At 49.2% G+C, this 18595-nt stretch carries 17 protein-coding genes and 5 tRNA genes; 1 reads left to right on the forward strand and 21 read right to left on the reverse strand.

Features of this window, described 5'->3' with window-relative positions:
• Positions 1-2: 2 nt before the first annotated feature.
• Positions 3-731, reverse strand: coding sequence for an MBL fold metallo-hydrolase (locus BK816_RS04510; RefSeq protein WP_071164114.1), 729 nt, complete (start codon positions 729-731; stop codon positions 3-5).
• Positions 732-942: 211 nt separating this feature from the next.
• On the opposite strand from BK816_RS04510, the gene BK816_RS04515 reads away from it, so the two are divergent.
• Positions 943-2256, forward strand: a complete 1314-nt coding sequence (locus BK816_RS04515) for a DUF349 domain-containing protein (protein ID WP_071164115.1) — start codon at positions 943-945, stop codon at positions 2254-2256.
• Between the two features lie 151 nt (positions 2257-2407).
• Here the strand turns inward: BK816_RS04515 and BK816_RS04520 are convergent, their stop codons facing one another.
• The 20 genes from BK816_RS04520 to BK816_RS04615 all read right to left on the reverse strand — a co-directional run bounded on the left by BK816_RS04520 (position 2408) and on the right by BK816_RS04615 (position 18460).
• Positions 2408-4735 carry a RelA/SpoT family protein gene (locus tag BK816_RS04520; RefSeq protein WP_071164116.1) on the reverse strand — a complete coding sequence of 776 codons (2328 nt, stop codon included), beginning with the start codon at positions 4733-4735 and terminating at the stop codon, positions 2408-2410.
• A gap of 69 nt (positions 4736-4804) precedes the next feature.
• Positions 4805-5338, reverse strand: a complete 534-nt coding sequence (locus BK816_RS04525; RefSeq protein WP_071164117.1) for an adenine phosphoribosyltransferase — start codon at positions 5336-5338, stop codon at positions 4805-4807.
• The gene (gene secF / locus BK816_RS04530) at positions 5335-6438 is read right to left on the reverse strand and encodes a protein translocase subunit SecF (protein WP_071164118.1); all 1104 of its coding nucleotides are present in this window, start codon (positions 6436-6438) and stop codon (positions 5335-5337) included. The genes BK816_RS04525 and secF overlap by 4 nt, the downstream gene beginning before the upstream one ends.
• Positions 6438-8336, reverse strand: a complete 1899-nt coding sequence (secD, locus tag BK816_RS04535) for a protein translocase subunit SecD (RefSeq protein ID WP_236842294.1) — start codon at positions 8334-8336, stop codon at positions 6438-6440. The genes secF and secD overlap by 1 nt, the downstream gene beginning before the upstream one ends.
• Positions 8337-8475: 139 nt before the next feature.
• Positions 8476-8859, reverse strand: a complete 384-nt coding sequence (yajC, locus tag BK816_RS04540) for a preprotein translocase subunit YajC (RefSeq protein ID WP_071164120.1) — start codon at positions 8857-8859, stop codon at positions 8476-8478.
• Between the two features lie 60 nt (positions 8860-8919).
• Entirely contained in the window at positions 8920-9942 is a 1023-nt protein-coding gene (gene ruvB / locus BK816_RS04545) for a Holliday junction branch migration DNA helicase RuvB (protein ID WP_071164121.1), read from the reverse strand.
• Positions 9943-9948: 6 nt separating this feature from the next.
• Positions 9949-10551: a Holliday junction branch migration protein RuvA gene (ruvA, locus tag BK816_RS04550; protein WP_071164122.1), complete on the reverse strand. Its 603-nt coding sequence runs from the start codon at positions 10549-10551 to the stop codon at positions 9949-9951.
• A gap of 22 nt (positions 10552-10573) precedes the next feature.
• Positions 10574-11215, reverse strand: a complete 642-nt coding sequence (gene ruvC, locus BK816_RS04555; RefSeq protein ID WP_071164123.1) for a crossover junction endodeoxyribonuclease RuvC — start codon at positions 11213-11215, stop codon at positions 10574-10576.
• Position 11216: 1 nt separating this feature from the next.
• Positions 11217-11975 (reverse strand): YebC/PmpR family DNA-binding transcriptional regulator, encoded by a 759-nt coding sequence (locus BK816_RS04560; RefSeq protein WP_071164124.1) that lies wholly within the window; start codon positions 11973-11975, stop codon positions 11217-11219.
• Between the two features lie 92 nt (positions 11976-12067).
• Positions 12068-12514, reverse strand: a complete 447-nt coding sequence (locus BK816_RS04565) for an NUDIX domain-containing protein (protein WP_236842365.1) — start codon at positions 12512-12514, stop codon at positions 12068-12070.
• A gap of 23 nt (positions 12515-12537) precedes the next feature.
• Positions 12538-13680 (reverse strand): glycosyltransferase family 4 protein, encoded by a 1143-nt coding sequence (locus BK816_RS04570; protein WP_170299667.1) that lies wholly within the window; start codon positions 13678-13680, stop codon positions 12538-12540.
• A gap of 26 nt (positions 13681-13706) precedes the next feature.
• Positions 13707-14663 carry a phosphatidylinositol mannoside acyltransferase gene (locus BK816_RS09125; protein WP_083379072.1) on the reverse strand — a complete coding sequence of 319 codons (957 nt, stop codon included), beginning with the start codon at positions 14661-14663 and terminating at the stop codon, positions 13707-13709.
• A complete protein-coding gene (locus BK816_RS04580; RefSeq protein ID WP_071164128.1) occupies positions 14660-15283 on the reverse strand; it encodes a CDP-alcohol phosphatidyltransferase family protein in 624 nt (207 codons plus the stop codon). Before BK816_RS04580 ends, BK816_RS09125 begins: the two co-directional genes overlap by 4 nt.
• Entirely contained in the window at positions 15280-15834 is a 555-nt protein-coding gene (locus BK816_RS04585; RefSeq protein ID WP_071164129.1) for an HIT family protein, read from the reverse strand. Before BK816_RS04585 ends, BK816_RS04580 begins: the two co-directional genes overlap by 4 nt.
• 13 nt (positions 15835-15847) lie before the next feature.
• Entirely contained in the window at positions 15848-17815 is a 1968-nt protein-coding gene (thrS, locus tag BK816_RS04590; RefSeq protein ID WP_071164932.1) for a threonine--tRNA ligase, read from the reverse strand.
• A gap of 160 nt (positions 17816-17975) precedes the next feature.
• Positions 17976-18049 (reverse strand) — tRNA-Cys (locus BK816_RS04595).
• Between the two features lie 18 nt (positions 18050-18067).
• Positions 18068-18140, reverse strand: a tRNA-Gly gene (locus tag BK816_RS04600).
• Between the two features lie 32 nt (positions 18141-18172).
• Positions 18173-18244, reverse strand: a tRNA-Val gene (locus BK816_RS04605).
• Between the two features lies 1 nt (position 18245).
• Positions 18246-18318, reverse strand: a tRNA-Gly gene (locus BK816_RS04610).
• A gap of 70 nt (positions 18319-18388) precedes the next feature.
• Positions 18389-18460 (reverse strand) — tRNA-Val (locus tag BK816_RS04615).
• Between the last annotated feature and the right edge of the window lie 135 nt (positions 18461-18595).

The following is an 18595-nucleotide window of genomic DNA, read 5'->3' on the forward strand; positions in this document are numbered from 1 at the left end:
CCTTAACCTAAAGAGCGAGCTTGACGAACGTAGGGATTTGTAGCTAGTTCATGTCGCCAAAGTGTTGCCGGTCCGTGCCCAGGCAACAAAAGAGCTTGCGGATCGAGGGCGTTAGCCACAAAGCGTAAGGACTGCCACATCTCCCGCTGGTCAGAGCCGGGCAGGTCAGTACGACCGATTCCCCCAGCGAAAATGTGGTCACCCGAGAAGACCACTAATGGCCAATCCTTTTTAAGGTCTTCGTGGGCTCCTGAGATCTGAGGAGGCAGATCAGTTACTTCCCCACCAATCATGAGCATGGTGGAGCCTTGGGTGTGCCCAGGCGTGGCAATGGCACGCAGCACAATGCCAGGAGCAAAAGCTGCCCCGCCTTCATAAGTCGCATCTGAGAAAGTGCGAATTTCTTCCGGCAACTGGTAAGGCTGGAACTGGGCAAAGGCCTGAGTAAGCTGAAGATTACCGGAATTCGTCGTCCCCAATGGATCGTCGAGTCGATAACGATCTGGCTCCGAAACATAAACCGGAACATCAAAATGGCCAGCCGACCAGCAATGATCCGCATGACCGTGAGTTAGCACTACCGCATTTAAGTGCAGATCCTGTTCGGAAATAAAGCTTTTAACTTGGTCGACTACCCCGGCACCGGGGTCAATCACCACCGCTTCCTTTTGGTCAAATAGAACGTAACAGTTTTCACCTAAAACTGGGGCAATGATTGGTTTGATTTGCATGGTTTCTATCTTAACCTAGACCGATGTATTTCAGCGATTTTGCTTAGGTATTTTCTCAGTCATATTAATTCTCGCTTTCGTTTGGAATTTTACTCTTAGGCAGATAAACTGTAAGCGGAAACACAAGGCCCATGGTTGAGTCTTGTTTTCTAATAGCGCCAGTGAACGGTTGTGGCAAATGCCTTAACCCCGTCTGTAACAAAGGAACATCGTGGCTGAATCTGCAGAATCGACAGTAAATACAAATACCGAATCCGAAAACTCGCAAGCAACTCAAGCAAGTACCTCATCACCTGAAAGTTTCGGCAGAATCGACGATGCCGGTAACGTTTGGGTTCGCGATGGCGAGCAAGAACGGCAAGTAGGCCAATATCCTGACGGGGTGCCAGCTGATGGTTTGGAACTCTTCGTGCGCCGTTTCTTGGATCTGGAAGCCCAGGTAAATCTTTTCGCCGCCCGACTTTCTCACCTCTCCCCTAAAGACATCGACCACACCATTGATGCTTTGCGTCGTTCTTTAGTCGAGCCTCGCGCCGTTGGTGATTTGCCAGCTCTTCGCGCTCGGGTTGAATCGTTGGCCGAGGTCGCTGAACAAAAGAAACAGGAAGCTAAAGCGGCCCGTGCAAAAGCTAAAGAAGAAGCCCTTTCTCGTCGTGAAAAGATTGTTGAAGCTGCTGAAGCTATGGCAGCTCAGGATCCAGAACGGATTCAGTGGAAGCAGTCTTCACAGAAGTTCCATAATCTACTAGATGAATGGAAGCAGGCTCAGAAGGCCGGTCCTCGTTTGGATCGTAGCGTGGAAGATGCCCTTTGGAAGCGTTTCTCTTCTGCCCGTACTCTCTTTGACCGTCATCGTCGCCAGTTCTTCTCAGCACTTGATGCTCGTCAGGCGGAAGCAAAGGCTACTAAGGAAAAGCTGATTGCCGAAGCTGAAGAGCTTTCAACTTCAACCCAATGGGGGCCAACCAGCGCTGCTTTCCGGGGCTTGATGGATAAGTGGAAGGCTGCTGGACGCACTTCCCGTAAAGACGACGACGCCTTGTGGGAGCGTTTCCGCGCTGCCCAACAGCGTTTCTTCGATGCTCGTAATGCTGCTAATTCAGCAATGGACGAGGAGTTTGGTGAAAACCTCAGTAAGAAGGAAGCACTGCTCACCCGCGCTGAAGCTATTTTGCCAGTCACCGATGTTGCCGCCGCTAAAGCCGCTCTTCGCCCTATTCAAGATGAATGGGAACAAGTTGGGCGCGTTCCTCGGGCAGATGTTGCACGCATCGAAAAGCGTATGCGGGCTGTGGAAGAGGCAATCCGCAATGCTGAGAATGAACAGTGGCGTAAGTCCAATCCTGAAACCAAGGCTCGTGCAGCTGGGATGAAGGAACAGCTTGAAGCTCTCATTGCTGAGATTGATGCTGAAATCGAGGCCGCAAAGGCTGCAGGTGATGAAGCTAAGGTCGCAGAATTGACTAATGCTAAGTCGGCTCGTGAAGCTTGGCTCGCTCAGGTTAATGCTTCGGTTGAAGACTGATTAATCTATTAGTTGTGGGGGTTAGAACGAGGTTCTAACCCCCACAACTTTTTAAAGCTAAATGCTGCTGACTCCCAAATGGTAGTCAGCAGCATTTTTGCTCTGTACTAAGCAACTAGCTGATAGCAACAGTTAGCCCTAATTAGTCGTATCACCGGTGAGATTTGTTAGCGGTAGAGTTTACGCGATACACGTCGTAAACGCCTGGAACCTTGCGCAACCCAGCAATAATGGCATTCAAGTGAGCCGCTTCAGCCATTTCCAGCGTAAAGCGTGCCTTGCCCACTCGATCTGGGGTTGAGTGGAATGAACCGGAGCGAATATCTACATGGTAGGCAGAAATCGCTTGGGATAGATCGACCAAAAGTGACGCGCGGTCAAGCGCCTCGACCTCGATTTGGACTTCGAAGGTAGCTCGCGAATCCTTGACCCAAGAAACGTCGATGAGGCGTTGTTCTTCCCCGGATAGGTTCGTAACATTCGGACAATCAGTTTGGTGCACGCTGACACCTGCTCCACGAGTAATAAAACCAATGATGTTATCTCCTGGAACTGGCGTGCAGCACTTGGCTAGCTTGACTAGGACATCGTCGCCTTCCAGACCGGCAACCGCAATACCACAGTTGCCGCTAGGGCGTTTGCTGTTACTAGTTCGGTTAGTCTGGGTAGGAACGATCGCCTCAGAGAGAGTCTCTTCTGCTCCATCGTCTCCCCCATGGATTTCCAACAGACGATTAATAACGTTGGCGGCCGAAATATTGTGTTCTCCCACTGCAGCATACAGTCCGGAGACTTCGACATAACCGAGGTCGGTAGCCACCGCTAGTAGCGTCTCATGGGTCAACAAGCGACGAAGCGGCAGATTCTGCTTACGCATGGCGTTAGCCAGCTCTGACTTGCCAGATTCGATTGCTTCTTCACGACGTTCACGCGAGAACCATTGCTTGATCTTATTGCGTGCCCTAGGGGAAGCAACAATCTTAATCCAGTCTTGACTTGGTCCAGCTTTGGGCGATGGCGAAGTCAAGATTTCCACCTTGTCGCCGTTTTCAAGACGATGGTCTAACGGGACGAGCTTGCCATTAACCTTAGCGCCAATTGTTTTGTGGCCTACCTCGGTGTGGACCGCGTAGGCAAAATCCAAAGGCGTAGCTCGTTCTGGTAAGGCAATAATCGATCCCTTAGGAGTGAACACGTAAACTTGAGAACCTGAGATCTCATAACGAAGCGAATCGAGGAACTCTTCGGGGTCAGTAGTTTCAGACTGCCAGTCTACTAGTTGGCGGAGCCAACCCATCTGGCTAGAATCTTCTGCCACCTTCCCATCCGATTTCTTCCCGGTCGCGTTGGGATTTTCCTTGTATTTCCAGTGTGCTGCCACGCCATATTCAGCACGACGGTGCATATCAAAGGTACGGATCTGAACTTCAATCGGTTTGCCCCCGGGGCCCACCACCGTGGTGTGGAGAGACTGGTACATATTGAACTTGGGCATTGCGATATAGTCTTTAAAACGTCCAGCTAGCGGGTGCCACTTAGCGTGCAAAGCACCGAGTACGGCGTAACAGTCACGCACGTTTTCAACCAGCACTCGAACTGCCACCAAGTCGTAGATTTCGTTGAACTCGCGTCCCCGAACAATCATCTTTTGATAAATCGAATAATGGTGCTTTGGACGTCCAGTGACCACACCTTTAATCGCACACTGCCGGAGTTCTTCTTCGATCTCGTGGATAATTTCTTTCAAATACTTTTCGCGCTCGGGAGCGCGTTCTGCTACCAAGTGATCAATTTCTTCGTAACGCTTTGGGTAGAGCGTTTTGAAAGCAAGTTCTTCTAGCTCGTACTTGATGGTATTCATGCCCAGTCGGTGGGCCAAAGGGGCATAAATTTCTAGCGTTTCACGCGCTTTGTTTTTAGCCGATTCTGGCGATACGTACTTCCAAGTGCGAGCATTGTGCAGCCGATCTCCCAATTTAATGACCAATACTCTAATATCACGAGACATGGCCACAATCATTTTACGAACAGTTTCTGATTGGGCAGCTTCACCATACTTAACTTTGTCAAGCTTGGTGACACCATCGACTAGAAGGGCAATCTCTTCACCGAAATCACGAGTGAGTTCTTCAAGTGTGTAGTCGGTATCTTCCACGGTATCGTGCAACAAGGCTGCCGCTAGCGTCGTGGAGGTCATACCGATTTCGGCCAAAATGGTAGCAACTGCCACCGGGTGAGTGATATATGGTTCGCCCGATTTACGTTTCTGAGGGGCGTGAAGTTTGGCAGCGGTTTCGTATGCCCGTTCGATTAACGCGACATCCGCCTTTGGATGGTGCGCTTTTAGCGCGCGCACTAATGGTTCAATTTGTGGTGCGGTCGTACGCTTTCGGGAGCTAAAGCGAAGTAGGGATGAACGCACACGGGATCCTGGCACAACACTGCCAGGATCCCGAATAGTACTTGTTGAATCACTCATTACTCCATAATAAAACGCAATGAATGAAACTGCTGGTTTTTATGCCAGCTTTTCGATATTTAGTTAGAGTCAGAAAGAAACCAAGGCATCAATCTGGGTATCAGGAAGCTTGGCTCGACCACCCAGGTCAAGTAGTTCCATCAAAACGCAGATAGCGACTGGCTTGGCGCCCGCTTCTTCAATCAACTGCATGGCAGCATTGGCGGTACCACCGGTTGCCAAGACGTCGTCGATGATCAATACTCGATCATCTTTTTTCACTGAGTCTGGTCGCAATTCCATACGGGCTGTGCCGTATTCCAGTTCGTAGTCGACGCCAATCACTGGTCCCGGTAACTTGCCGCCCTTACGGACGGTTAGCATCCCAACGCCCAAAGAAATTGCTAGGGGCGCGGCAAGAATGAAACCACGTGATTCCAATCCTGCGACCGCGTCTACCTTACCGCGATACTTATCAGCAAGCAGTTGAATTAGTTCAGCGAAGGCTGGACCATTTGCAAGTAGCGGGGTGATATCGCGGAAAAGAACACCAGGTTCGGGGAAATCAGGAATTTCGCGAAGCTTTTCAGTGATTAGTTTTGCCAACTCTTGATCGGTATTCACCGTTTACTCCTTGGCTTACGCTTTGGCTGTGCTAGCTGACCACGGTGCCCACCAGCTTGAAGTGGAGCTACCTTGACCGGGGCTCCGGTCTTGCCTTCTGCCCCGTCTTCGTCAGCCTCATTCGAGTTACCGTTGCGACGCTTGAGGACAGCCTCGTTGTGCGCCTTTCCGGCCTCGGTACGGTCATTCATCACAGTCAGGATTGGGGATGCGATGAACAACGAAGAGAACGCACCTGCAATCATACCAACAAATAGTGCTAGAGAAATATCTAGCAAGGTACCTGCACCCAACAACCAAGTACCAATCACTAGGATAGAGCCTACTGGAAGTAGTGCCACGATTGAGGTGTTGATTGAACGAACGAAGGTCTGGTTAACTGCCAAGTTAACCAACTCGCCATAGGTGTAACGGTACTGGCCGTCATAGTTCTTAGTTAGTTCACGAACCTTATCGAAGACCACGACGGTGTCGTATAGCGAGTAGGCCAAAATGGTCAAGAACCCAATCACAGTTGCAGGTGAAATCTCAACGCGGGTAATCGCGAAAAAGCCGGCCAACAAGGCCATGTCATTTAGCAACGCAACTAGGGCTGAAAGTGCCATACGCCAGTTACGGAAGTAGAAGGTCATCAACAAGGAGACGAAAACCAAGAAGATCGCCAATGAAGTCAAGGCTTTCTTCGTCACGCCTGCGCCCCAAGTTGGGCCCACGAAAGTGGATGTGATCTTGTCTTTGTCTACGTTGTATGCCTTAGCCAAGTCACTTGCGACTTTAGTGGTTTCTTCACTTGAAAGTGAGTGTGTCTGGACCCGAATACCATCAAGACCCACGTTTGAAACACGTGCACCTTCGTCCAACTTATCAGCTTTCAATGCATCATAGGCGGGCTGCTGGCTGGTGTTCTGAACCTGGGAGATGGTGAATTCGGAACCACCACGGAACTCAATTGCTGGGTTCAATCCAAGGATCGAAACAGCTAGAACCGAGATGATAATGCAGGCGGCAGAAATCGAAATGAAGACTTTTCGCAGCCCGATTACGTTAAATGACCGTTCGCCAGAGTGTAGCTGACGTCCTAGAGTTGATAGGCTAAGCATCAGTTTTCCTCCTGCTGGTTAGTTTCGGTGTCTACGGCTACGGAAACCTCTTCCTTAGCAGCGGCTTTCTTTTCTTCCAAAGCGGCTTTACGGGCAGCTCGACGTTCAGCAATCGAGGTCGGAGCGGACTCACCATCAGTGCGTACTCGGCCTCGACCAGCGTAAACCACACGAGTGGTAGCACCCAAGGTTTCTGGATCGAATCCGGACCACTTCTTGCCTTCACCGAAGAACGGAATATTAAGAAGCAAGGACATCACTGGGTGAGTAAACATAAAGATGACGGCCAAGTCGATCAGGGTGGTTAGGCCCAAGGTAAAGGCGAAGCCCTGAACGCCGCCGACAGCCAAGACATAAAGAATGACTGCAGCCAAAATGTTGACGGCGTCAGAAATCAAAATAGTGCTCTTGGCGTGTTCCCAACCAACCTCAACGGCGTTACGCAAGGAGGCACCTTCACGAACTTCATCTCGAATACGTTCGAAGTAAACGATGAAGGAGTCAGCGGTAATACCGATCGAAATAATCAAACCGGTTACGCCTGGCAAGGATAGGCGGTACCCCATCTGCCAAGACAAAAGCGCTACCGCTAGGTAGGTAGCCAAGGCGGCCATCGAGAGCGAACCGAGGGCTACCAACGACAAGCCGTGGTAGGCCCAAGCAAGGTACAAGACCACAAGAACCAGACCAATCAAGCCTGCCCAGAGGCCCTTTTCCAAGTGTTCAGAACCGAGAGTTGCGGAGATTTGCTGTTCTGATTCGACCTTGAAGCTCAAGGGCAAGGAACCGAACTGCAACTGGTTAGCCAAGCTGGTGGCGCTAGCGAGGGTGAAGTTACCAGAAATCTGTGCGTTACCACTTGGGATCACGTTTTCGATGCCAGGGGCGCTAACTACGTTACCGTCGAGGACAATCGCAAAACGGTTCTTGGTCGGATTGTCTTGACGGAAGGCCAATAGACGCTTGGAGACGGCTTCGAAGATCGTCGCACCCTTAGAGTTAAAGGAGAGGTCGACGCCCCAGCGGCCGGTATTGCCACCTGCCTGGTTGGGAATCTGACCAGCAGCAGCATGAGAAATCATCGAGCCAGGAAGATCGACAGGGCTCAAAATGTACTTTTCGTGACCGTCGGTCGAACAAGCTGCCACCGCCTGATCCGCCGGCTTAGCGGTAGCGTTGGCACGACTCTTAGCATCGAGACAGTTCAATAGGTAGAAGTCGTAATAAGTTTTCTCGGTGATCCAAGCATCATCCGAGTTGTCCTTTGGCTTGGTAGCAGGCTTATCTTCGATCTTGCCATCTTTATTCGCATCAGCCATGCGAGTAGCAATTTGCTCAGCAGTAAGTTTTGAAAACTCTTCTGCCTGCTTGAGCTGTTCTTCTCGAGCTTGCTTTTGCTCTGGCTTCTCCCCTGGTTCTGGGGTGATCGCCTTGAGCTGTGCAGCTGCCTGAGCATAAAGCTCGGGATTTACTGCTCCCAGATTTTGGGGGTCGGCAACCAGTACCGAACGGAAGACCATAAGCGCAGACTTACGAACTAGGTTCAAGGTTTCTTCCGAGGGTTTACCTGGAAGCGAGACCACGATATTCTGACCGCCCTGTGAGGTGATTTCTGCTTCCGCCACACCTGATGCGTCTACACGCTGACGAATAATGTCGATCGCTTGGTTCAGATCCTCGGTGGTTACTTCCGTACGACCCTTATTATCTTTATCGTCCGAAATTGCCTGTGGGGTCAGCACCAGCTGAGTACCACCTTCAAGGTCAAGGGCAAGTTTAGGAGCCCAAGACGCTTTGTTTAAAAAGTTACCAATTCCGAGCGATACTGCAGCAATTACGAGAATCACAATAAATGTGATTAAAGGCCGCAGTGCCTTCTTTTTTCGGTTATCTGCCACTTTTATCTTCCGTTGTTTGGGCACTATGACATAAATCGGCATAGTGCGATGATTTACCGCCTAGATTCTACCCTAAAGCAAGCATTATTCCCGCCTCTAAATAGATTTAGGATAGATTAAGGCGCCGAATGGACTATTTTTACAAGTCTTCCTTGGATTCTTTGGGGCTTTCTTCCTCATTTGTGAGCACCACAGCGCTGGGTTCAATATCGCTTGATACTTCATTCGAAACCGACGAATCTTCAGTTTCTACCCCAAGGTATTCAGCTAGGTTTGGTTCCTTAGCCATCATGATTGCGCTCTTATCCCAGACACTTTCATCGCCTAAAGCGGTTTCGAGGATTACCACCTCATCGTGGATTTCAACGATGCGTCCGTAGAAACCTGCGCGAGTCAACACCCAGTTCCCTGGAACGAGGGCTTGCTGACGCATTTCTTCGCGTTGCTGGTTTTGTTTCTTTGCAGATCGATTGATAACAAAGAAAAAGATCAGGATCGGAACTAGAAAAATCAAAAATTCCAAAGGAAAACCTCCAAGTTGTAGATTGAGCTAAGTCTAAGTTTTTCTTACCCTTAGTGCCACTCAGTTATCTAATAGATTAAACAAGTCACTTGCGGGTGGTGTCAGGCCCAAGTGGCGCCAAGCTTGTGCCGTGGCCATTCGACCGCGCGGGGTGCGTACCAAAAATCCCTCTCTTACTAAGTAGGGTTCGGAGACAGTTTCAACTGTTTCCGGTTCTTCCCCGATCGACATTGCCAATGTAGAAATGCCGACTGGTCCCCCACCGAAACGCTCACAAAGACCTTCTAAAACCAAGCGGTCTAAACGATCGAGACCCAAGGGATCCACTTCGAAAAGTTTCAACGCTTCCTTGGCAGCTTGGGCATCAATTTCACCATTACCGTGTACTTGTGAATAGTCATAGACTCGGCGTAATAGTCGGTTTGCAATACGAGGAGTTCCCCGAGAACGCTTCGCTAGTTCTTTTGCCGCCTCCCCAGATATTTCGGCGCCTAGCAAGTTGGCCGAACGACGCACGATGCTTTCTAGCTCATCATGCTGGTAATACTCGAGGTGCCCGGTATACCCAAAACGATCGCGCAAAGGAGCGGGTAATAACCCGGCTCTAGTAGTTGCACCAGTTACGGTAAATGGTGGCAGGGTCAAGGGAATCGAGGTCGCCCCAGGACCTTTACCAACAATCACATCTACTCGGAAGTCTTCCATCGCGAGGTAGAGCATTTCTTCGGCAGGCCTTGAGAGTCGGTGAATTTCGTCGATGAAAAGCACGTCCCCTTCTTGCAAACTGGACAAGATAGAGGCCAAGTCACCAGCATGCTGAATCGCCGGACCACTAGTTAATCGTAAAGAGGTTCCCATTTCAGCCGCAACAATCATTGCTAACGTGGTTTTACCGAGTCCTGGAGGACCGGAAAGCAAAATATGATCGGCAGCATCTCCTCGTCGACGAGCTGCTTCTAACACCAAAGAAAGCTGCTGGCGCAAAGTTTTTTGACCAACAAACTCATCTAAGTTTTTAGGGCGTAAAGCACTTTCTGCTGCCCGCTCGAGGTCGTTTGCTCCTGGCTCAACTACTGATTCCATCTTTTATCACCCACCAAGTTCTTGCAATGCTCGTTTGAGCAAGTCCCCAGCGCTTAAATCGCCCTCGGTCTGCAAAATCGATTCCACTGCGCTCTCCGCTTGCAATTTAGTCCATCCCAAACCTTGCAAGCCTATAATGACTGTTTGGGCAGTAGGCGAAACCACAGCGGCCATGGACTCAGCATTTTCTTTTGGTGGTAGCACCATTAACTTCGATAGCTTGGATTCAAGATCTAGCAGCATTCTGGCGGCAACCTTCGCACCAATACCAGGCACCTTAGTTAGCGCCTTCTCGTCTTTGTTTGCAACCAGCTGAGCTAACTGCGTGGCACTATAGGTGTTCAGTACTGCTAATGCTAGCTTTGGCCCAATTTTCGGCAAGGTCAATAAAACCTCAAAAGTGTCACGATCCTCGGATGCTAAGAAACCGAAAACGGTTAACGAATCTTCACGCACTACTAAAGTGGTTGAAAGAAAACACTCATTGCCGATCCGCAACTCGTTCATCGTGCTTAGAGTGGTGAACACCTTGTAGCCGATTCCGTTAACTTCCAATAGCACAAAGTCAAGCCCAAAGGCCTGTACACTTCCCCGTAAAGATGCAATCATTTATTCCCTCTGACTTACTCGTTTACTTGCTTTGCTTCGCTTGCCGTCTACGGGGATCAACCGCACCGGTTCTTCGGGTCTTAGCTTGTGCCGCCGCCCATTGTTGTTGAGCTGGAGTCAGCTCCCGCCGAGAGGTGACTTTGCCAGAAAGAGAAACGGAGAAATCTTCATCACTTCCGCTACCGAGCAAGCCGCTTCCTCGCCATGCTTGACATATTGCAATCGCCAAGGCGTCTGCCGCATCAGCTGGTTTTGGTGGCGCGTCCAAACCTAGGATTCGTTGCACCATTGCTTGGACTTGAGGCTTTTGGGCTTTACCATTTCCCGTGACCGCAGCTTTAACTTCCGAGGGCGTATGTACCGCCATCGGCAAGTTGGCTCGACCAGTTTCAGCCATCGCTACCCCCATTACCATCATGGTGGTAGTTACCGATTGCAGGTTATCTTGAACGAAAACTCGTTCAATTGCTACCAACTCCGGAGAGTAAGTAGCGATGGCATCACGAATACCATCAGCGATTTGCTTCAATCGAAAGTGGGTAGCCATCCCTGGTTTGCCACGAACTACCCCAACATGCACTAACCGGGCTGACCGCCGAGAATCAACATCAATGATGCCGATTCCGCAGCGGGTCAAGCCCGGGTCAATGCCAAGAATGCGCAAATCAGTCTTCTTCTAGCTCAGCTAAAACCTCATCAGAGACTGAAAGGTTGGTGAAGACGTTCTGTACATCGTCAGAGTCTTCCAAGGCATCAATCAGTTTGCCTACCTTGCGCATGCCTTCTGCGTCTAGTTCCACCTTGGTGGATGGTAGCCACTGAACTTCAGCGGAGTCGTAATCGATTTCAGCTGCCTGGAGTGCCTTACGTACCTCAACCACGTCAGTCGCAGCCGAGATAATTTCGAAGCTATCGCCTTCTTCGTTTACTTCTTCAGCACCAGCATCGAGGACGACCTCGAGTAGAGATTCTTCATCGAGATCGCCGGACTTAGCAAGCTGAACAACGCCGTATCGGCTGAATAGGTACGCCACCGATCCTGGGTCAGCTAGCGAACCGCCGTTACGCGAGAAAGCAACGCGTACATCGGAAGCTGCACGGTTACGGTTATCGGTCAAACATTCCACCAAGAAAGCCACGCCATTCGGACCGTAGCCTTCATACATGATGGTCTGCCAGTCAGCACCGCCTGCTTCGGCACCAGAGCCACGCTTGACTGCGCGATCGATGTTGTCGGCAGGAACCGAGTTCTTCTTTGCCTTCTGGATGGCATCGTAAAGAGTTGGGTTACCAGCTGGATCGCCACCGCCTGTACGAGCAGCAACTTCAATGTTCTTGATCAGACGAGCAAATAGCTTGCCTCGCTTCGCGTCAATCGCGGCTTTTTTGTGTTTAGTGGTCGCCCACTTAGAGTGTCCCGACATAGGTTATCTCCCCTCGAAAGTTTTAACATGGAGTATTTTAACGAATTTTCAGTCAAAAGGAATTTGAGCGCGCGCAAAGGAAAATTTTATGCTTAACGAGTAGTTATTTTTGCAATATGTTGCAGGATTTGTTGCCAGCTAGTTGGAAACACTTCACGCCCTCGACCAGCAAACTCACGTAGGTCCATTTCACTTAGCCAATTAATCTCCACCAACTCGCTAGGAGTAGTTAAATGGAAATTAGGGTCATTCACTAGTTTTTCGTAGTCCACATAAAAATGCTTTTCAGCCACGTAATATGGATTTATCCGAAAGTCACGATAAGCCAAACGCCACCAAATTGGCATTACCTGATGACCTAGTGGAACGCACCATCCTACTTCTTCACGCAACTCCCGAGACAATGCAGCTAGATGGTCCTCTCCTGGCTCTAAACGACCCCCAAGAGTATAGAGCCAGCTAGGTCGACCTCGATCTAAGCTATCGGCACCACTAAGAAAAAGCCAACGATTATTTTGATCTTTGACCCATAGCCGCACTGCATTTTGAATCGGCTGCTCGTTTAAGCATTCCAAGGCTTGATACCGGTATAGAAGTTAGTAATGATCTCTAGCATTCTTGGATTCTTCGCTTGTGCCTTGCGAAGTGCAGCTTGATAAACCTCCATAATTTGGGCAGTGACAACCTGCCAATCATATTGTTTAGCCCATTCTTGCCCAGCTAAGGCAAGTTGTTTAACCTTTTGCGGATGCTCGCTAGCATCAAGTATTGCATCTGCTAGAGCTTGCGAATCATTTGCAGGGAACAGCATTGCTACTTTACCTTGAGCTAATACTGGGACAAATGGATCAATATCAGCACCAATGACTAGTGTTTGTGCCGCCATCGCTTCGACTAGCACGATTCCGAATGACTCTCCTCCGGTGTGCGGAGCCACATAGGCGGTGATGGAGCGATAGAAACTAGCCTTTTCTTCGCCATAAAGCGGTCCGAGAAATTCAACCTGTGGATATGATGCCAAGTCCTCTCGAATTTCTTTGGCTTGGCCAGGACCAACTATTAAAAATCTCATCTTAGGATTTTGAGCTAAGGCCTGCTTAATCGCCGCAGACATTACCTTGAGACCTTTCCGTTGGTCATCTAAACGGCCCAAAAAACCAAAGACTGGCAAATCTTCAGTGCCCTGCCAAGACTGGTTAATCGTCGCTGTCTCGTATTCTTTGGTCCAGACCCCGTTTGGAACAATTACCGATGGTAGTCCTTCATGAATTTGCAGGGTTTTTTGTGCCTCGACGCTGACTGCGATCCGCTGATCAAACTTTCGTGCCCAGCTACGCAAAAACGGCCGAAACATTCGTCGAATCGGGTTTAACGACATACCCGCATGAAAAGTACCAACAATAGGGCACCTAGCCAGTTGCAAGGCAAATAAACCGACCGAGGGCGAGAAAGGTTCATGAATATGAACGAGGTCGAATTTCCCCTTTTTTAACCAATCTCGCGTGCGTTTAACTGCTGTCGGACTAAAAGCAATGGGAGCAACAGAACCATTGAATTCTATTTTTCGTGAGTGTCCCGCACTGTAAACATAATTTGGTACTGCCGCTCCGTCAGTAGGTGCCAAAACACTGACAAGATGTCCTTCGGCTCGCAATGAATCTGCCAGATCAAGCACATGAGCTTGTACTCCACCAGCAGCTGCCAACGTGTACGGGCAGACGATTCCGATTCTCAATTTTCACCTACATTTTGTTGATATCTTTTTCTGGCTTTCGCCAAACGTACAGGATCAAGATCTGGTAAAAATACTGCCTGAGTCATGTGCCAGTCAGTTGGCGCCAGTTTGATTCCTGCTTCCCAAGTTTTCACCCAAGACTTAGTCCATTCTACAACGAGGTCATTGTCGGTAACTCGAGGACGTTCAATAGGACCATTTACTATGAGTTTGATTCCGTATTTGGTTTTAGCAATTTTTCTTCGCTCTGGCGGTAGTTCAAGCAACTGCATGTTAACAACGTATAAAGAAGTATCTAGTCTTTTGGCTAAAGCTGCTGGGCCGGGAGCAAAAAGTGCTTCGGTACCACAAAATGGGACCACAATACCTCCCCCAGAAAGATCGCGATCTGCCAGCAGGGGAACTAGTCGAGGGGCTTTTCTAGCTTTGTCTACCAAAGTAGAAAAAACTGATTTTCCTTTCTCCAACAAGATGATTTCCATCCCGATATCTCGCCGTAAATCAGTAAACTTTTTGGCAAGGGATGGTGGATTTAAGTTTTCTGCCACCGTTAGTACCGGCGCATATTTAGCGGCAAAAAAGGCTCCTGCTAAGTCCCAGTCTCCTTGATGCCCCATCGCAACCACTACTGATTTTGTTTTTATTTCCTCAAGAAGTTGTGCTGGAATAGAGGCAAATACCCGATTTTCTATCTGTACTTTTGTCGCTCTACCAAGAGTGAAGGCTGAGGCAAAATACTGCCAGTAACTTTTCAGTGCGGTGATTTCTTCGTCTCGGCTAGGTGCTCTGCCCATTACTATGGTCAGATTACGCCTCAGTTGTCTCATAGTTTGACTATTGAGAAGCCGATAGCATGGGGCACTAATAGAAATAACAAATGTAGCTACCCAACTTGGAATTCGAGAGGCTACGAAAAAAAGTAAAAGTGTTAAGGTATTTTTTAATCGGTTCACGACTTTTTCGCAAGCATACGTTTAACCGCTAGGATTCTTTGGATGACAGTAACCGTGCTAGCTAGGAACACAATCCCTAATCCGATAGTTAACCAGAGAGGTTGAGCAGTCAGGCCAACTAAGAAAAAAGATAGTAGCCCAACAATCAAACGATCAGTACGCTCCGCAATTCCTTGTTTCGGATCTACTCCGGCTACTCGTCCGGCACTTCGAGCGTAACTGACGCTAAAAGCCGCGATCGTACAGCCCAGACTCAACCAAAGGATCGCACTTTGATTTGCACTCATGGGAAGCTGATAGAAACTGTAGAGTGCGAAAGAAGCGAACACTACCCCATCAGTGATTCGATCGAGGGTAGAATCATAAAATCCACCAAATTTTGTCGGTCCGGTTGTAAGTCTTGCTAAGGTGCCGTCCATTGCATCACCGACCAAAAAGATGGTCAACATAATCGGCGCAAGAATAGTATGCCCTGTCGGGATCAAGCTAATGGCTAAGCCCCAAGTGATTACAGCACTAGCTAAAGTTACCTGATTTGGGGTGATTCCCAGCTTAGCTAGCACCTTTGCCGGTGGAGTAAAGATTATCCGTTCAAGATTACGACCGTAGTTCCCAATCATGCGTACTCTTCCCAAGCAGCGGAAAGTTGCTCACGTTGAGTTTCAAGCAACTGTGGAAGTGCCTTAGTCTGTGCAATGATAGGGAAAAAGTTGGCATCTCCTTGCCACCTAGGAACTAGGTGCTGGTGTAAATGGGCGGCAATACCGGCACCAGCTACTTCCCCTTGATTCATCCCTAGATTGACACCTTGACACTTAGTGACACCCTGTAAAACTCGCATCGCACTAGCTGTGACCTCACCGAATTCTGCTCTTACCTCGGTGGAGAGATCGGTATACAGCGAAAGATGTTCATAAGGCATTACCAGTAGGTGCCCAGAGTTATATGGGAATAGATTCATTACTACGAAGACGTTCGCGCCTCGGTAGACAATTAAGCCCTCAGCATCCGAAAACTTTGGTGCCTGGCAAAAGGGGCACTGATTACTCGACGCGTCAGTTGGTTTCTTCTCCCCGTTGATATACGCCATGCGGTGTGGTGTCCACAAACGCGTGAATCCATCTGGAGTACCACAAAAACTACGAGCGTCTTCAGTAGGTAATGATTCCATTCTGTCTTAACTCTTATTCCGATTTAGCGGTCGGGTTCTCGTTATTGCGCGAGGCGATAAAAGCTTCAATTTGGTCGAGAGCTTGTGCCACCGGTACCTGGTTTTCTTGGCTACCATCGCGGTAACGGAAGGAAACTGCGCCAGCGTCGACATCGTCACCACCAACGATCAAAGTGAAAGGCACTTTGTCTTTAGAAGCGTTACGAATCTTTTTGCCGAAGCGATCATCGGAGTAGTCTACTTCCACGCGAATATCGCGAGTACGAAGTTGGTTAGCGACCTCGGTAGCGTAGTCATAGAAGGCTTCAGCTACTGGAACAAGTCGAACTTGTTCAGGTGCTAGCCAAGCAGGGAATGCTCCCGCGTAATGCTCGACCAGAATGCCAAAGAATCGTTCAATCGAGCCAAACTTTGCTGCGTGAATCATCACTGGGCGTTGATGAGAACCATCTGGTGCAGTGTATTCAAGCTGGAAGCGTTCAGGCTGATTAAAGTCGTACTGGATGGTTGACATTTGCCAAGTGCGTCCCAATGCGTCCTTCGCTTGGATGGAGATCTTGGGACCATAGAATGCAGCACCACCTGGATCTGGTACCCATTTCATGCCCGATTCTTCTGCGCATTGACGCAACACATTGGTTGCATTTTCCCACTGTTCATCAGTGCCGATGAACTTATCTTTTTTCTTTCCGTCTTCATCTCGAGTCGAAAGTTCAAGATAGTAATCATGTAGGCCAAAATCAGAGAGCAATGTCGTAATGAAATTCAAGAGATGCTTGATTTCATCCGGAGCCTGTTCTGCCATCACGTAGGAGTGCGAATCATCCTGAGTGATCATTCGAACACGGGTTAGGCCCTGGAGAACACCTGATTTTTCATTGCGATAGACTGTTCCAAATTCAAAGAGACGCAACGGTAGCTCACGATAAGAACGCCCACGTGAACGGAAAATCAGATTGTGCATGGGGCAGTTCATGGCCTTGAGATAATAGTTCTGACCGTCATCATCCATCGGAGGGAACATGCCATCTGCATAGTATGGCAAGTGACCTGAAGTATGGAACAAATCTTCCTTAGAAATATGTGGGGTCGATACATACTGGAAGCCATTCTTGATGTGGGCTTGGCGAACATAATCTTCCATCACGCGGCGAACAATGCCACCCCTAGGATGGAAAACAGGTAGACCCGCACCAAGTTCTTCGGGGAAGCTAAAGAGATCTAGCTCAGTGCCAAGCTTACGGTGGTCACGTTTGGCTGCTTCGGCCAAACGAGTTTGATATGCCACGAGGTCGTCCTTCGAGGCCCAGGCAGTACCATAAATGCGTTGCAACTGGTCGTTTGCCTGATCACCCTTCCAATAAGCAGAAGAGAATTTAGTTAGAGCAAAACCGTTACCAATCAGCTTAGTTGAAGGCAAGTGTGGGCCGCGGCAAAGATCGGTCCAGATGCATTCGCCGTTACGATCAACGTTGTCGTACATGGTCAAACCACCAGTTCCGACCTCGACGCTGGCACCTTCTGCGCCCGCACCCTTGGTGGTAACAAGCTCTAGCTTATATGGTTGATTCGCAAGTTCTTCCCGAGCCTGTTCTTCGGTAATATCGCGGCGCACAAAACGCTGATTGGACTTAACAATGCGCTTCATGCGCTTTTCAATGTCCTTGAGTAATTCAGGAGTTACGGCCTCGATATTGCCGAAATCATAGTAGAAGCCATCAGTAATGAACGGACCAATACCCAAATTTACGTCTGGGAAGATTTCCTGCACTGCCTGTGCCATGACGTGAGTGCAAGAGTGGCGCAAAATATTAAGCCCATCTTCACTATCGATCAATACTGGAGTTAAAGTTTCGCCTGCGCTAACCGAACGCGAGAGATCTAGCAGTTCCTCGCCTTTTTTCATCGCTACAACTTTTGGCTGCTTACCAAATAAATCAAAGCCAGTGCAATCCTCAGTGGCAGTTACTGACTGAGGAATTTCTAGTTCAGGGTTAGACACGAAAGTCTCCTTGTATTTAACAGTATTTGCTGGGAAAGATTCTATCTCGCATGCTTAGGGATTGCGAGATAGAAACACTACGATGAAATCTGAGCAGATAAAAAGAAATCGCCGCCTCAAGCGACGACGAAATACTGTTTGGAGGTGGGTACGGGATTCGAACCCGTGTATACGGCTTTGCAGGCCGCTGCCTCGCCTCTCGGCCAACCCACCAAACGGGTTTTACCCCTGAGCGGATGACGGGACTCGAACCCGCGACCCTCACCTTGGCAAGGTGATGCTCTACCAACTGAGCCACATCCGCATGTGTGTCTGTTTAAGATAGCTCTTAAACCGTGGGCGATACTGGGATCGAACCAGTGACCTCTTCCGTGTCAGGGAAGCGCGCTCCCGCTGCGCCAATCGCCCGAGCGGATGACGGGACTCGAACCCGCGACCCTCACCTTGGCAAGGTGATGCTCTACCAACTGAGCCACATCCGCACACATTACTGTGTTGCTAGGTTGCAATATGTCTTTCCAACCCACTCTGAGAGATTATAACCTATCAGAGTGGGCGATACTGGGATCGAACCAGTGACCTCTTCCGTGTGAAGGAAGCGCGCTACCCCTGCGCCAATCGCCCTAGCAGGTAGACAGTTTAAACAGAAAAACTCCAGATAGCAAATCAAAAACAGTTCTAGCGTGTTTTTAACTCAAAGAATATTGATTTTACAGGCAAAATTCAGTTAACCAACCCAACTTTTCTCCGCAATCCCAT

The sequence above is a fragment of the Boudabousia tangfeifanii genome (assembly GCF_001856685.1).
Lineage (GTDB): Bacteria > Actinomycetota > Actinomycetes > Actinomycetales > Actinomycetaceae > Boudabousia > Boudabousia tangfeifanii.

What these genes read in the sequence shown, in the direction of transcription:
- BK816_RS04510 (WP_071164114.1), bottom strand. Translation starts at nt 731, where the DNA reads ATGCAAATCAAACCAATCATTGCCCCAGTTTTAGGTGAAAACTGTTAC.
- BK816_RS04520 (WP_071164116.1), bottom strand. Translation starts at nt 4,735, where the DNA reads ATGAGTGATTCAACAAGTACTATTCGGGATCCTGGCAGTGTTGTGCCA.
- secF (WP_071164118.1), bottom strand. Translation starts at nt 6,438, where the DNA reads ATGCTTAGCCTATCAACTCTAGGACGTCAGCTACACTCTGGCGAACGG.
- ruvB (WP_071164121.1), bottom strand. Translation starts at nt 9,942, where the DNA reads ATGGAATCAGTAGTTGAGCCAGGAGCAAACGACCTCGAGCGGGCAGCA.
- ruvA (WP_071164122.1), bottom strand. Translation starts at nt 10,551, where the DNA reads ATGATTGCATCTTTACGGGGAAGTGTACAGGCCTTTGGGCTTGACTTT.
- BK816_RS04560 (WP_071164124.1), bottom strand. Translation starts at nt 11,975, where the DNA reads ATGTCGGGACACTCTAAGTGGGCGACCACTAAACACAAAAAAGCCGCG.
- BK816_RS04580 (WP_071164128.1), bottom strand. Translation starts at nt 15,283, where the DNA reads ATGATTGGGAACTACGGTCGTAATCTTGAACGGATAATCTTTACTCCA.
- BK816_RS04585 (WP_071164129.1), bottom strand. Translation starts at nt 15,834, where the DNA reads ATGGAATCATTACCTACTGAAGACGCTCGTAGTTTTTGTGGTACTCCA.